The sequence below is a fragment of the Flavobacterium cheonhonense genome (assembly GCF_035671315.1).
GTDB classification, from domain to species: domain Bacteria; phylum Bacteroidota; class Bacteroidia; order Flavobacteriales; family Flavobacteriaceae; genus Flavobacterium; species Flavobacterium cheonhonense.
In genome coordinates this window covers 25,363-38,743 of record NZ_JAXAVY010000005.1, presented here as the reverse complement: position 1 = coordinate 38,743, position 13,381 = coordinate 25,363, and the positions used below count along the sequence as shown (strand labels likewise).

General features: G+C 38.1%; 14 protein-coding genes and 1 riboswitch. Of the genes, 6 read left to right on the top strand and 8 right to left on the bottom strand.

The features are described 5' to 3' along the window. Positions 1 to 3 precede the first annotated feature (3 nt). A complete protein-coding gene (locus SK086_RS11075; protein WP_290874521.1) occupies positions 4 to 447 on the top strand; it encodes a sterol desaturase family protein in 444 nt (147 codons plus the stop codon). Positions 448 to 487: 40 nt separating this feature from the next. Here SK086_RS11075 and SK086_RS11070 read toward each other — a convergent pair whose 3' ends face one another. From SK086_RS11070 to SK086_RS11055, 4 genes are read right to left on the bottom strand one after another with little or no spacing between them, the layout of a single operon-like run. Continuing rightward, a complete protein-coding gene (locus SK086_RS11070; protein ID WP_324691678.1) occupies positions 488 to 1,021 on the bottom strand; it encodes a DUF4252 domain-containing protein in 534 nt (177 codons plus the stop codon). 7 nt (positions 1,022 to 1,028) lie between these two features. Then, the gene (locus tag SK086_RS11065) at positions 1,029 to 1,568 is read right to left on the bottom strand and encodes a DUF4252 domain-containing protein (protein ID WP_290874527.1); all 540 of its coding nucleotides are present in this window, start codon (positions 1,566 to 1,568) and stop codon (positions 1,029 to 1,031) included. 17 nt (positions 1,569 to 1,585) lie between these two features. Next, the gene (locus SK086_RS11060; RefSeq protein WP_290874529.1) at positions 1,586 to 2,032 is read right to left on the bottom strand and encodes a hypothetical protein; all 447 of its coding nucleotides are present in this window, start codon (positions 2,030 to 2,032) and stop codon (positions 1,586 to 1,588) included. Next, entirely contained in the window at positions 2,019 to 2,528 is a 510-nt protein-coding gene (locus SK086_RS11055; RefSeq protein WP_290874532.1) for an RNA polymerase sigma factor, read from the bottom strand. Before SK086_RS11055 ends, SK086_RS11060 begins: the two co-directional genes overlap by 14 nt. Before the next feature lie 122 nt (positions 2,529 to 2,650). Here SK086_RS11055 and SK086_RS11050 point away from each other — a divergent pair, with 122 nt between their 5' ends. Beyond that, a complete protein-coding gene (locus SK086_RS11050; RefSeq protein ID WP_324691676.1) occupies positions 2,651 to 4,051 on the top strand; it encodes a S41 family peptidase in 1,401 nt (466 codons plus the stop codon). 67 nt (positions 4,052 to 4,118) lie between these two features. Here SK086_RS11050 and SK086_RS11045 read toward each other — a convergent pair whose 3' ends face one another. Continuing rightward, positions 4,119 to 6,071: a TonB-dependent receptor plug domain-containing protein gene (locus SK086_RS11045; protein ID WP_324691675.1), complete on the bottom strand. Its 1,953-nt coding sequence runs from the start codon at positions 6,069 to 6,071 to the stop codon at positions 4,119 to 4,121. A 157-nt stretch (positions 6,072 to 6,228) separates the two neighbouring features. Then, positions 6,229 to 6,537, bottom strand: a riboswitch (cobalamin riboswitch). Between the two features lie 262 nt (positions 6,538 to 6,799). Here SK086_RS11045 and SK086_RS11040 point away from each other — a divergent pair. From SK086_RS11040 to SK086_RS11030, 3 genes are read left to right on the top strand one after another with little or no spacing between them, the layout of a single operon-like run. Then, the gene (locus SK086_RS11040; RefSeq protein ID WP_324691673.1) at positions 6,800 to 7,936 is read left to right on the top strand and encodes an ABC transporter substrate-binding protein; all 1,137 of its coding nucleotides are present in this window, start codon (positions 6,800 to 6,802) and stop codon (positions 7,934 to 7,936) included. Between the two features lies 1 nt (position 7,937). Next, positions 7,938 to 8,966, top strand: coding sequence for an iron ABC transporter permease (locus tag SK086_RS11035; RefSeq protein WP_324691671.1), 1,029 nt, complete (start codon positions 7,938 to 7,940; stop codon positions 8,964 to 8,966). Continuing rightward, positions 8,966 to 9,751, top strand: a complete 786-nt coding sequence (locus tag SK086_RS11030) for an ABC transporter ATP-binding protein (RefSeq protein WP_290877132.1) — start codon at positions 8,966 to 8,968, stop codon at positions 9,749 to 9,751. The genes SK086_RS11035 and SK086_RS11030 overlap by 1 nt, the downstream gene beginning before the upstream one ends. A gap of 4 nt (positions 9,752 to 9,755) precedes the next feature. On the opposite strand, the gene SK086_RS11025 is transcribed toward SK086_RS11030, so the two are convergent. The 3 genes from SK086_RS11025 to SK086_RS11015 all read right to left on the bottom strand — a co-directional run bounded on the left by SK086_RS11025 (position 9,756) and on the right by SK086_RS11015 (position 11,832). Next, entirely contained in the window at positions 9,756 to 10,208 is a 453-nt protein-coding gene (locus tag SK086_RS11025) for a tRNA (cytidine(34)-2'-O)-methyltransferase (RefSeq protein ID WP_324691670.1), read from the bottom strand. A 33-nt stretch (positions 10,209 to 10,241) separates the two neighbouring features. Continuing rightward, positions 10,242 to 10,811 carry a pseudouridine synthase gene (locus SK086_RS11020; protein ID WP_324691668.1) on the bottom strand — a complete coding sequence of 190 codons (570 nt, stop codon included), beginning with the start codon at positions 10,809 to 10,811 and terminating at the stop codon, positions 10,242 to 10,244. Between the two features lie 67 nt (positions 10,812 to 10,878). Then, the gene (locus SK086_RS11015; RefSeq protein WP_324691666.1) at positions 10,879 to 11,832 is read right to left on the bottom strand and encodes a DUF4476 domain-containing protein; all 954 of its coding nucleotides are present in this window, start codon (positions 11,830 to 11,832) and stop codon (positions 10,879 to 10,881) included. Between the two features lie 154 nt (positions 11,833 to 11,986). Between SK086_RS11015 and rmuC the strand changes: the two genes are divergently transcribed. Then, on the top strand, positions 11,987 to 13,312 hold the full coding sequence (gene rmuC / locus SK086_RS11010) for a DNA recombination protein RmuC (protein ID WP_324691665.1): 1,326 nt from the start codon (positions 11,987 to 11,989) through the stop codon (positions 13,310 to 13,312). The last annotated feature ends 69 nt before the right edge of the window (positions 13,313 to 13,381 follow it).

Sequence of the window (13,381 nt, the reverse complement as noted above, 5' to 3'; positions counted from 1 at the left end):
ATTATGTTACTACATATAGTTGTTTTTTTAATTACCTTTTGCGGAATGGAGTTTATGGCTTGGTTTAGTCATAAGTACATTATGCACGGCTTTTTGTGGAACCTTCATGCGGATCACCACAAAAAAGACCACGACTCTTGGTTTGAACGCAATGACGCCTTTTTTATTTTTTACGCGGTAGTTAGCGTTGGATTCTTTTTATTGTGGCAAAACAATATTTTGGAGATTGGATTAGCTATAGGATTGGGCATTTTTGCTTACGGATTGGCTTATTTTATGGTGCATGATATTTTCATCCATCAACGATTTAAACTGTTCCGAAATGCAAACAATCGTTATGCGAAAGCCGTTAGAAGAGCGCACAAAATGCACCATAAACACATCGGCAAAGAAGATGGCGAATGCTTCGGAATGCTGATTGTTCCTTTTAAATATTTCAAGAATTAAAAAAAATCCCGACAGTATCGGGATTTTTTTTGAGGGAAATTTATTTTAACAAACCTTGAAGTGGTTTTAATTGCTCCATATCAACGTTGGCAATTTGTAAAATACCAATCATGTTCATAATGTTATTCGGATTCATATCGTTGCCCAAAATTCTGACTACAGCAAATCCGTTGTCTTGGTTTTTGGCAAAAAAAATAAACTCGTCGATGTCGTTTTCATCACCCACAAAACTTACAGAAGCACCGTCTTTTCCGGAACCGATTTTCATCAATTCTTGGTAAGTCTCATCTTTAAGGATGTCGCCTACTTTTTGGGTTTCTGATTGGTATTGCGTTTCGTTTTTTCCATTCGATTTAAAAATTAAAACGTTCATCTTCTCAAAAGAATTCAAAGCCGTTTGCTGTTCCGGAGTCAACTTGGATTTATCAATATTGATAATACTTGGAGAAATATCCAACGCTATAAAATCTTTCTTTCCTGAATTTTCTACAAAATACTTCTGAATACTCGGCTCGTTACTGCAACTTAGCAACAGTAATGAAAATAATACAGCCGTAAAAATGGTAATTTTCATAACTATACTATTTGCCGCCTTTCGGTCCTTTACTGCCTTTAGAAGCTTTCTTTAAATCTTCTCCTCCGGGTAATTTCATTTTCTCGGTAAGCACTGAAAGCTCGTCCAAATCGAAGTTCCCTGTTAACGACATCAATACGGTTTCTTCAGTGCCGCTGCCGTCAACAAACATCAACAACTCCTTGATTTGAGAATCGGTAGCACCTGATTTCACATAAATCTTCACGCTCTTTCCTTTATCGGTAATGCGCATTAACTCTTCCATTCCGGCAGTTTTCAAGTATTTCTCCGCAGTAGCTTTCATTTCCTCGGCTTTGCTATCGCTTTGAGTCGCAAAAACTTTAAGATTCTCCAGCTTTTTGATCAAATTCACATATTGCTGTGTTTCTTTGTCTTCGACTTTCATTTTACTCAAAAGCGAAAACATTTTTTTGTTTACGATAACCGTTCTGATTTTCTCTTGGTCTTCAAATTTATCAAAGACACTTTGACCAAAAGCAACATTGGTTACTACTAGAATTAACAGACTTAAAAATATTTTTTTCATGATTTCTTGATTTTTTTTTATTTAAAAATGATGTTTTTTGATTGTTCGTATTCACTTAAATAGTCCATACTTTCGATACCTTCGTTTACACTTTGCGAGATCATTTCCAGCGCTTTCTGCGTTTCTCTGAAAGCTACCTCCGGATCATCATAAGTCCCGAAATCTTCTGATACAGGTTGGTTATAATGATTGAAAGTAAAAAAACCTACGCCCAATAAAACAACCACAGATGCTGCCACAGAGATCCAAAGTACAGTATGCCTTTTTTTAGCTTTTAAAGGAATGGTTCCTGTGAATTGTTCGTGTTTTGCTTGTGCCATGTAACCAAATATAGGCTTATATTGCTCTAAAGGCGGAGCAACATTATCGGAGGAAAAATAGGCCTTTAATTCTTTTTCCTCTGCCAAAGTGGTGGTTGCATCAAAGTATTTCTCTATTAATTTTTCTATGTTATCCAATGCCATAATGATGGGTTTTTGTCATTGTTTCTCTGATGGCTTTTCTGGCTCTGGACAAAGCGGTTCTCACGGCCGATTCGTTCATACCCAAAATAGCGCTGATTTCTTCAAATTCCATTTCTTCAATATCACGCATTTGTACAATTAACTTTTGCTGTTCCGGTAAGTCGTTCATAATTCTTTCTACCCATTGCCAAGTATCTTTGTCTTCAACTTGCTTTTGCAAACCGGCTTCTCTGTCCGTAAAATTGTTGTGCACTATGCGCATGTTCCCGGCGCGTTTCGACTTTAACTGATCCAAACAGTAGTTTTTCGTCATCGTCATGGCCACCGCTTCTATACTTTTATACTCGTCTAAATTGTCGTTCTTGTACCAGAGCTTCACCAAAACTTCCTGAGTTGCATCCTCGGCTTCTTCCGTACTGACCAGCAATCGCTTCGCCATTCGAAAGACTTTATCCTTAAAAGGATTTACCAATTGCATAAACTCTTTTTGGTTCATTAAAACAACATTTGGTTAACGGTTATACAAGCAAGACGAACCATGATTTTTTTTGTTACAAACAAAATACAAATAATTAATCTAAACTTATTAAATTTACGTTTATTAAATAAAGAACTGCTATGAAAAACTTATTTAAAACCGCATTGTATCTGTGTTTACTGACCTTTACTTTCAGTTGCACAGACAATGATGACAATCCCGTCCCGGCAAGTTTAGAGGTCAAAGATTTTGTATGGAAAGGGATGAATTTATATTATTTGTGGCAAGGTGATGTACCCGATTTGGCGGATGACCGTTTTGCCAATCAGCGTCAATTGAATACTTTTTTGGAAGGTTTTGACGAACCTACAACTTTGTTCAATGCTTTGAGAGTAGATACTTCTATCGACCGATTTAGTGTTATTTACAGTGATTATTCGGTGTTAGAAGGCGTACTTTCCGGAAATACACTGAACAACGGAATGGATTTCGCCCTGCGCTATAAAACCGGTAGTAATACCGATATTTATGGTTGGGTTCGTTACATCATTCCAAATTCTGATGCGGCTACCAAACCGATACAACGCGGTACGATTTTTTATGCCATCAACGGAACGCCGCTCACAGTTGACAATTACCGTTCTTTATTAGCTAACGACACTTACACCATCAATTTAGCCGATTACGATGGTGGTAATATTACGCCAAACGGACAAACGGTTTCGCTTACCAAAACCGCTTTAGCAGAAAATCCGATTTTATTAAACACCGTTATTACGAACGGTTCTCACAAGATTGGCTATTTAATGTACAACGGTTTTTATTCAACTTACGATAACCAATTGAATAGCGTTTTTGGCAGTTTCCAAACGCAAAATGTAACCGATTTGGTTTTGGATTTGCGTTACAACTCGGGTGGTTCTATCAGCACAGCCACCAAATTAGCCAGTATGATTACCGGACAATTTACCGGACAACTTTTTGCCAAACAACAATGGAATGCCAAAGCCCAAAGCTATTATGAAAGTAACAGCCCTTCAAGTTTAGAGAATCGATTTGTAGGCAACCTCAACAGTTTGAACCTAAACAAAGTATATGTGTTAACTACGAACGCCACAGCTTCGGCTAGTGAATTGGTAATCAATTGCTTGAAACCTTATATTACGGTAGTACAAATCGGCACCACCACTACCGGAAAAAATGTGGGTTCGATTACTTTGTATGATTCGCCAACCTTTGCCAAACAAAATGTAAATCCGCGTCATAAATATGCCATGCAACCTATAGTGTTAAAAATAGTAGATAAAAATGGTTTTGGCGATTATACTTCAGGAATTGCTCCTACTACGCCTTTACCGGAAAGTATGGATGATTTGGGCATTTTGGGTAACCCTAGCGAACCTTTGCTCAATGCCGCCATCAACCAAATTATTGGCAGCGGCCGACCAACTCCGTCAAGACCAAGCAACCTGCAACGCAATTTTGCTGATCTCAAATCCCTATCGCCATTAAGAACTGAAATGTACATTGAGCGCAACTAAATAAAACAAAAAAGGCTAACCTTAAAGTTAGCCTTTTTTTCAACAAAATGTTTGACCTTTTACTGTATTACAAAACAAAGTTCAAACCTACTTTAAAGTTTCGACCACGAGTAGCATAGCCGATATTTTCGACAAAAGTTTCGTTAAAAATATTGGTTGCTGTGGCAAAAATGCTCAGTCGCCCTTTCACCAGTTCGTATTTGGCTAAGCAATTTACCAACTGATATGAGTCCAATACTACACCAGTTACGCCAAAGGTATTGCCATCAAAAAAAACATCTTTTCGGGCGTCAAAATATTGGTAGTTCACATTGAACAAAGTTCTACTGTTGGGCTGATAATTCAAACTCGCATTGGCTTTGTGTTTCGGAATCAATCGGTCTAAAGCCTTATCCACTTGCGTAAAAGTGTAATTCGCATTCAGCGAGATTTTCGCGGTCAATTCATAAGTCATTTCCGTCTCAACGCCTTTGGCTTTGTTGGTTCCGTTAATATTTACATAGTACGATTCAAAGGTTGTAGGATTGTAAAAGAAGTCGATGGAATTGGTTTGATCACGATAAAACGCTACCGCATCCCATTTTAATTTGCCGGATAACAATTGGGTTTCAAAACCTACTTCAGCAGTAGCATTTTTCTCCGGGGTTACGTTGGCATTTCCATATTCAGAATACAATTGGTACAAACTTGGCGTAATATAAGCCGTGCTGTAAGAAGCCACTAACTTCAAGGGAAAAGCCGTTTTGAAATTGTAAGACGGATTAAAATTATACACAAAATTATTGCCGTAAGCACTGTGGTTGTTCAATCGACCACCGGCATTAAGATTTAAACCGAAATCAAAATGATACACCAAAGTGGAATAGCCGTCGATGATATTGAATTTAGTTGATTGATTCTCGATATTCCCAAAAGGCGTTTCGCTCAGCATATCATTGAATTGGTAATTCACACCCAAAATCACTGCAAATTCTTTGTTGATATTGTACTTGTTCACTCCGTCAAGCACCACATTTCTGGATTCGTAAACCGAATAATCCGTAGTACCCGAAAAGCTATTGAACTCTGTGTAATCGCGTACAATTTTGTTGAAACCTGAATTCAGGATAAATTCGCCTTTGCGGTATTGGTATTTAGGCGAAAAGCCAAAACGCACTTGCTCCGAAGTCGTCGTGTTGATAGCCGTATCGTTAAAACCGGTATTATCGAACGTTAAGTCGTAACCGTTTTTCAATCGGTCGTAATTCCCAAAAAAGTTTAGGCTTAATTTCTCTGTTGCTTTGAAGCCGAATTTAGCGATGGCATTCTGACGGGAAAATCGATCATCTTCATAGGTAAACGCTTCATTAGGCGACGCTATTTGCGACATGTTTGCGGTTTCCGTACTATTGATTCCTGCAAAATAATTCACTTTCTTGTAGTTGCCGTTTACCGAAATACCTTGGTTAAAATCCTGACCGTTGTATTTTTTATTGTTCGAAGTATTGTTGGAACCTATGTTCAGATAAGCGTTGCCTTCAATTTCTTTTTTCGACCCTTTTTTCAAAGTAATATTGATTACTCCGGTTGCTGCTCCGGTTCCATACAAAGTACTGGCAGCGCCTTTCATTACTTCGATGCTTTCCACCTGCTCTACCGGAAGCAAACGCAAATCGTATTCTAAACTAATGCCTGAAGCGTCAGTCACCGGAATACCATCAATTAAAATTAAAACTTGTCGGTTTTTACCACCGCGAATATAGTAGCCGAGGTTTTTACCGTTGGCCGATTGGTTACCATTGATTTCTACTCCGGTAACTTGCGACAAAACGGTGGCCAAACTTTGACCCGTTTTTTGCGCTAAGTCTTTAGCCGAAATGACTTCAATGATTTTTCCCGATTTTTCTTTGCGTTGTGCAAATTTGGTATCAGAAATGACCACTTCTTTCAAAGGATTCACTTTTACCGAATCCTGTTCTTGCGCCCAAGCACAAGTTGCGACCAATGCGAAGAATGCACTGGTTGTACTGTTTTTTTTCATTTTAAATTAAACACTCTCAATAAAATCAAACCATCATTTACTGCAAGACTGAAAACTCAGAAAAGCCCGAAAACTAATTTTTAATTTTACTGAATTACTAATCTTGGGAGAAAAGCATAGAATTTACCCATACCCAAACCTTTTTTCCCGAAAGTTTGTTACTCAATGAATTAGGCAGGTCTCCTGGCTTGCGTCTTGTTGTTGACCTTCCCGTCCTGAATATTAGATATTAAATTTTTGATATTTAAAATCAAACAACATGAACAGTGGTGTTGCAGATAACAACAAGCTTGATAGCTTACAGTTGCGGGAACAGCTCGGGATTTTTGATTGTTGATTTTCTATTGCTGATTTCAGATTAGAGCTCTGCCATCTTCAATTGTTCATCTTACTTAATCAATCACCCGATTCCCTTTTAATGCGATTTTGAATTTCAAAATGCGCAACCATAATTCGGCTGCAAATGTAGTAGAAATAATGTAATTTAATCCCAACAAGCCGAATTTATTCGTCTTTTTTCTTAGAAAACTTGACAATCAACCAAATGAAGCCAATCAAAAAATGCAATAGGATAATTCCGCCAACGAGGTACATAAAGGTATTTGAATCGTCTCTCATGGTTTTATTTTTATGTAAAATTACACAGATAAAAACTTTGGTTTGGCATCAAATGTTACAAGAGTCAAAATATTCGGTAACAATCTTCTATTTTTGCAAAAAATAATTGAATGAAAACTTATTTTCGACTGTTGTTCGTTTTGGCGCTAAGTATCCTATTCGCACAATGCAAAAAAGAAATTGTAACTGTTGAGCAAATCGATTCCCAAAATACCATTCGCCACGCCAAAGGTTTTTCGATTCAAAATTATGAAGGTTTTACCGTACTAACGGTTCGAAATCCATGGCCTAATGCGACTAAAACCTATACTTATGTCTTAAAAGAAAAAAACGGTATAGTCCCGGACAGCCTTAAACAAAACCCAATTATTGCTGTTCCGATAAAAAGTATCGTGGTAACCTCAACTACACATATTCCATCGTTGGAAATGTTGGAAAAGGAAAAAACCTTGGTCGGTTTCCCAAATCTTGATTACATTTCTTCAGAAAAAGTCAGAGCTCGAATTGAAGCCGGAAAAGTGAAAGAATTGGGGATGAATCAAAATTTAAACACTGAAGTACTGCTCAATTTACAACCCGATGTGATCATTGGTTACGGCATCGACAACAACAATCCAACCTTGGATAATTTGCAAAAAAGCGGTTTAAAAGTACTGCTGAATGGCGATTGGAATGAAGAAACTCCTTTGGGTAAAGCCGAATGGATCAAGTTTTTCGGTGCTTTATACGGACAGCAAAAAAAGGCTGAGCAAATCTTCAGCAAAATAGAAAAAGAGTATTTAAAAACCATCCGAATTGCCCAAAACGCCAAAGAAACACCAACCATATTGGCCGGAGACATGTTTGAAGACCGTTGGTATTTACCCAAAGGCAACAGCTGGGGAAGTTTGCTGTTGAAAGAAGCTAAAGGTCAGTACTTATGGGCTGAAACCTCAGGAACCGGTAGCTTATCGCTCTCATTTGAAACCGTATTGGAAAAAGCCAAAAATGCCGAAATTTGGATAACCTCGGGACAATTTTCTTCATTGCGAGAAATGACTTCCGCCAATCCTCATTACAGTCAGTTTAAAGCATTCCAAAATAAAAATGTATATTCGTTTAGCGGTAGAAAAGGTAAAACCGGTGGCATCGTATATTATGAATTAGCGCCTAACCGACCGGATATTGTTTTAAAAGACATCGTTGCAATTTTACATCCGGAACTCCTAAAAAGCTACAAGCCTTATTTTTTCCAGAAATTACAATAATTTGAACAATCGAAGTCGAAATACATTACTCTTTTCCCTTTTGTCTTTAACGATGTTACTGACATTGCTTCTGAATATCTCCATGGGACAAGTCGCTATTCCGATGAAAGAAGTCTTTAAAAGTTTGTTGGGCAGCCAAGCCGAAAAAGAAACTTGGGAATACATCATAATGAATTTCAGATTACCCAAAGCCATTGCCGCAATTTTAGTTGGCATGGGATTGTCTGTCAGCGGTTTATTGATGCAAACGTTTTTCCGAAATCCAATGGCCGGACCGTATGTATTGGGTTTGAGTTCGGGTTCGAGTTTGGGCGTGGCTTTTGTGTTGTTGGGTGCCGGATTTTTGCCTTCATTTTTTTCAGAATTCTTATTGTCATCTTACGGAATCATCTTAGCATCTTGCTTAGGAAGTCTGTTTGTTTTACTAATGATTTTAGTGGTTTCTCAACGATTGCGAGATACGATGTCGATACTTATCGTTGGTTTGATGTTCAGTAGTTTTACCGGCGCTATTGTGAGTGTTTTCAGCTACTTCAGCTCGGCCGAACAATTGCAGAAATACACTTTTTGGTCGATGGGAAGCATCGGTAATTTGTCGTGGGAAAGCATCATGATACTCAGCGTTTCTGTCGCATTTGGTTTGCTGCTGAGTTTACTCACCTTAAAACCATTAGATGCGCTATTGTTGGGTGAAAACTATGCTAAAAGTATGGGCTTGAATATCAAAAAAGCCCGATTATTACTGATTTTGGCGACCAGTATTTTAGCCGGAAGTATTACCGCTTTTGCCGGACCTATTGCCTTTGTTGGGTTAGCGGTACCACATTTGTCGAAATTAATATTCCAAACCAGTAGCCACCGAATTTTATTTACGGGTACATTGTTCATCGGGGCTATCATCATGTTGGTTTGCGATACCGTTTCCCAGATGCCCGGCTTTGAGTTTACCTTACCCATCAATGCCATAACCTCTATAATCGGAGCACCTGTAGTAGTTTGGTTAATTGTCAGCAAAAAAAGTATGTCTTAATGAGTACCAACACCAACATCATTAGCACCCAAGAATTGAGTATTGGTTACCACTCCAAAAGGATAACCAACACCATTGCCTCCAACTTGAATTTAGAATTAACTTCGGGGCAACTCTATTCTTTAGTTGGTGCGAACGGCGTGGGAAAATCAACTTTACTACGCACCATTACAGGTATTCAAAAACCATTACAGGGTTCCGTTTTTTTGCATGAAAGAAACATTCATGATATTCCAACGACAGCAATAGCACAAGAGCTAAGTTTGGTTTTAACCGAAAAGTTACCGTCAAACAACCTAACTGTATATGAACTGATTGCCTTAGGCAGACAACCTTACACCAATTGGCTGGGACAACTCTCGGAAACAGATCGCGAAAAAATAAAGCAAGCCATTGCACTCACCCAACTTGAGCATTTGACTAATAAAAAATATTACGAAATCAGTGACGGGCAACTGCAAATTGTACTTATTGCCAGGGCTTTGGCACAAGATACGCCAATAATTATTTTAGATGAACCGACTACGCACTTAGATTTAGTTCACAAAGTATCGGTCTTTAAATTGCTGAAAAAACTGTCTTCAGAAACGAATAAGTGCATCTTGTTTTCTACACACGACATTGATTTGGCCATTCAACTCAGTGACCAAATGATAGTGATGACTGAAAACCAAGTTCACCAAGACCAACCTTGTAATTTGATTACGCAAGGTGTTTTCAGCTCGCTTTTCAAAGATGAATCCATTGCGTTTGATGGTGAAAAAGGGAAGTTTATTATTTCCTAATCGATTACTTTGTACCGATTTGTCGCTTGGCTTCACCAACCACAAACGCGACAGAATTAGCGATGTTATAACTGCGAATAAGTTTCGACATCGGTATAGTCAAGTGGTTTTCAAATTGGGCTAAAACTTCCTCACTTAATCCTACGCTTTCTTTGCCGAAAACCAGCCAATCTTCGTCTTGAAAGACAACTTCATATATCGATTTTGCAGCATGAGAGCTCATTAAAAACACTCTTGATTTGTCCGGAATTTGGGCAATCCATTCCTCAACATTATTGTATTCCTTCCAATCCAAGTGCACCCAATAATCCAAACCGGAACGCTTTAGATTTTTATCAGTAATTTCAAAACCATATGGTTTGATTAAGTGTAAACGACTTTCGGTTCCCACGCACAGTCGACCGATATTACCGGTATTGTTGGGGATTTCTGGTTCAACTAAAACTATGTTAAGCATTTAGATTGTTAGATGATTAGATTGTTAGACAATTTAAAGATTGAATTGACTTACCGGCAGTACTTCTCCTGCTTTTAAGTTTTGCAAAGTTAGGCTTCCTACTCGAATTCGGACCAATCGCAAAGTAGGAAATCCAACCGCTGCTGTCATTTTTCGTACTTGACGGAATTTACCTTCCGTTAAAGTAATAGAAACCCAACTGGTTGGCCCGTGGCGTTCATCACGTATTCTCCTGCCCTCGCCTATAGATTCGGGTAGCTGAGTAATAATTTTGGATTGACATGGTTTCGTAGTATAGCGAATCCCTTTAAAACCAATTTCAACTCCGTTCTCCAACTGTGTTACTGCTTCCGGTGTGATAATGCCGTCCACTTGGGCATAATATTCTTTCTCGATGGTTTGGCTGCGCACGATTTCACTCATCATCCCATCAGTGGTTAGCAATAGTAAGCCTTCCGAATCTTCATCCAAACGGCCGATAGCCATAGTGCCTTCGGGAAAATTATACAGTTCGCCCAAAAGCTTCTTGTGCCGTTTTTTTTCGTAAACAAATTGGCTTAAAAAACCATGCGGTTTGTGGAGTAAAAAATGATGGTGTTTCATGACAGAATTTGAGCAAAAATAAAAAGACCATCACTAAGGATGGTCTTCAGATTAAAATATTTTTCTGTTATTGTCTGCTTTGGACGTAATCAGACAACTCATCTACATTGCTGCTGAAAGAGAAAATGCCATTTAACTTGAAATAGTTTCTTGGTTCGATACAGTAATCGTAGGCGAACTTGGCAAACTCCAATTTGTTATCTTCAAAGCTAAAAGTATTAGCAATTTGGATAATTTGGTCAACATTCAAACAGTTAGCCGCAATTACTTGTTTGGCTGTTTTTAGTTGAGTGTCTTCAAAACTTTGCTTTTTAATAGTGGCTAAAGCTGCATTAAAATTCCCGGCAGTCATACAACTTCTTCCGTTACAACCTCTAACTGGTTCAACTGTTTCCACTACGTGACCTCCACCTACAGTGGTAGTGGTAGTAGTAGTTTGAGTAACAGCTCCGCCACCCATGTTGTCGTTGATAGAAATACCCATATTAACACCACCTACATTTACACCAACACCTACAGCAGTACCGCCGGTTTGAGTAGTGGTAGTCGTGGTTGTTTGAGTAACACCTCTAACCGGTTGTTGCACCGGAGCAACTACCTGAACTGGGCGAGGCTGACCGTAATGAATTACATGTACGTTGGAAGGTGGAATAAAATCCGGACGCACTGGAATAGAAGAGAAATAATTCAACTTCATTTTGGTTTTGTTGTTTTTGTCTCTCTTAATCTTATAAGTCACATCGGCAAAAATTCCGTCAACATCAGTTAACATCAAATTGTTTTTGGAGATATCCATTAAGGACTTGTCTTCAAACTTGATTTTAGCATTGTAATAAGGCTGGTTCAAATCTTCCACTCTCAAATTGGTTTGCGGAACATCATTAATCACTTCTCCGTTAAGGATTAAGGTAAACTTGTCGCCGTCTTCCGAAAAGATGGTCAAATGACCTACAGGTCCTAATTGTGCAAAAGAAAGCGAAGCAAAGAGCATTAAGGCTGAAAAAGTAATTTTTTTAATCATAGCTTACTGTGGTTTTAAATAGGTTTATTATTAGTTTGTTTTCTCTAAAAAAGCATTTTTCAAAAACGATGCCAATTTAGGAAACAATTTTGAAATTACTATAACTTTATCTCATAAAACGCTGTATATTTAGACCTTAATTTTGTGGAATGACATGAACGATAATCTAATGATAATCATCGCCTTTATTATTGCCCTAGCTATTGGATTTTTCTTGGGTAAAACACTATTTGCCGCTCAATCCAAATCGGATAAAGCTTCGTTAGAAGAAAAGACAAACAGTTTGTTGCAACAAATAGAGCAACTCAAAAACCAAATGAATCAAATTGTTCAGGAGCGCGAAAAAATTCGCACCGAAAAAGAAACACTAGCCATTCAATTGTCGAAAAAAGAAACTGACTTTGATCATCTTTGGGAACGCCATAAAGAACAAAAGGAAGAAGTGGAAAAACTTCAGGAAAAATTCACCAAAGAGTTTGAAAATTTGGCGAATAAAATCCTAGAAGAAAAAACGGTTAAATTTACTGAGCAAAACAAGGAAAACCTCAAAAACATACTTTCCCCTTTACAAGATAAAATCCAATTATTCGAAAAGAAAGTTGAAGACACGCATAAAGAAAGTATTGATTATCACGCCGCTTTACGCCAACAAATTTTGGGCTTGCGTGAGATGAACGAACAAATGAGTAAGGAAACATTAAACTTGACCAAAGCACTTAAAGGCGACAGTAAAATGCAAGGCAATTGGGGCGAATTGGTTTTAGAACGCGTTTTAGAAAAATCCGGACTGGAAAAAGAGCGAGAATACGAAGTACAGCAAAGTTTTGTAACCGAAGAAGGCAATCGTTTGTTTCCTGACGTAGTGATTAATTTGCCCGATGGCAAGAAAATGATAGTCGATTCGAAAGTAACCTTAACCGCTTATGAACGATATATCAACGCTGAAGATGAGACTGAAAAAGTGCAATTTCTTAAAGAACACCTCATCGCCATCAAACGACACGTGGATCAACTAAGTGAAAAAAATTATCACGATTTGTACCAAATGGAAAGTCCGGATTTCGTTTTGCTTTTCATCCCGATTGAATCGGCTTTTGCCTTGGCTTTAAACGAAGATACCAGCTTGTACAATAAAGCTTTTGAAAAAAACATAGTAATCGTAACGCCTTCCACTCTGTTGGCTACCTTGCGAACCATAGACAGCATGTGGACCAACCAAAAACAACAGGAAAATGCAGTGGAAATTGCACGTCAAGCCGGTGCTTTATATGATAAATTTGAAGGCTTTGTATCCGATTTAGTAAAAATTGGTAAAAAAATGGATGAAGCAAAAGCAGAATACGGCAATGCCATGAACAAACTTTTTGACGGTAAAGGAAACTTAATTAACAGCGTTGAAAAGTTGAAAAAGATGGGTGCCAAAGCCAAAAAAGCCTTACCGGAGAACATACTACAGCGCGCCAATAAGGATTCTGAATAAAATCCATTATTCTGCACAAAAAAACACAAAACGCATTTTTTTCATAAAAATTTCGAACTTAACATAGGG

Coding starts and splice junctions, on each gene's coding strand:
- SK086_RS11030 (WP_290877132.1), top strand. CDS start 8,966: ATGAGTACCAACACCAACATCATTAGCACCCAAGAATTGAGTATTGGT.
- SK086_RS11070 (WP_324691678.1), bottom strand. CDS start 1,021: ATGAAAATTACCATTTTTACGGCTGTATTATTTTCATTACTGTTGCTA.
- SK086_RS11075 (WP_290874521.1), top strand. CDS start 4: ATGTTACTACATATAGTTGTTTTTTTAATTACCTTTTGCGGAATGGAG.
- SK086_RS11015 (WP_324691666.1), bottom strand. CDS start 11,832: ATGATTAAAAAAATTACTTTTTCAGCCTTAATGCTCTTTGCTTCGCTT.
- SK086_RS11025 (WP_324691670.1), bottom strand. CDS start 10,208: ATGCTTAACATAGTTTTAGTTGAACCAGAAATCCCCAACAATACCGGT.
- SK086_RS11040 (WP_324691673.1), top strand. CDS start 6,800: ATGAAAACTTATTTTCGACTGTTGTTCGTTTTGGCGCTAAGTATCCTA.
- SK086_RS11045 (WP_324691675.1), bottom strand. CDS start 6,071: ATGAAAAAAAACAGTACAACCAGTGCATTCTTCGCATTGGTCGCAACT.
- SK086_RS11055 (WP_290874532.1), bottom strand. CDS start 2,528: ATGAACCAAAAAGAGTTTATGCAATTGGTAAATCCTTTTAAGGATAAA.
- rmuC (WP_324691665.1), top strand. CDS start 11,987: ATGAACGATAATCTAATGATAATCATCGCCTTTATTATTGCCCTAGCT.
- SK086_RS11060 (WP_290874529.1), bottom strand. CDS start 2,032: ATGGCATTGGATAACATAGAAAAATTAATAGAGAAATACTTTGATGCA.
- SK086_RS11020 (WP_324691668.1), bottom strand. CDS start 10,811: ATGAAACACCATCATTTTTTACTCCACAAACCGCATGGTTTTTTAAGC.
- SK086_RS11050 (WP_324691676.1), top strand. CDS start 2,651: ATGAAAAACTTATTTAAAACCGCATTGTATCTGTGTTTACTGACCTTT.
- SK086_RS11065 (WP_290874527.1), bottom strand. CDS start 1,568: ATGAAAAAAATATTTTTAAGTCTGTTAATTCTAGTAGTAACCAATGTT.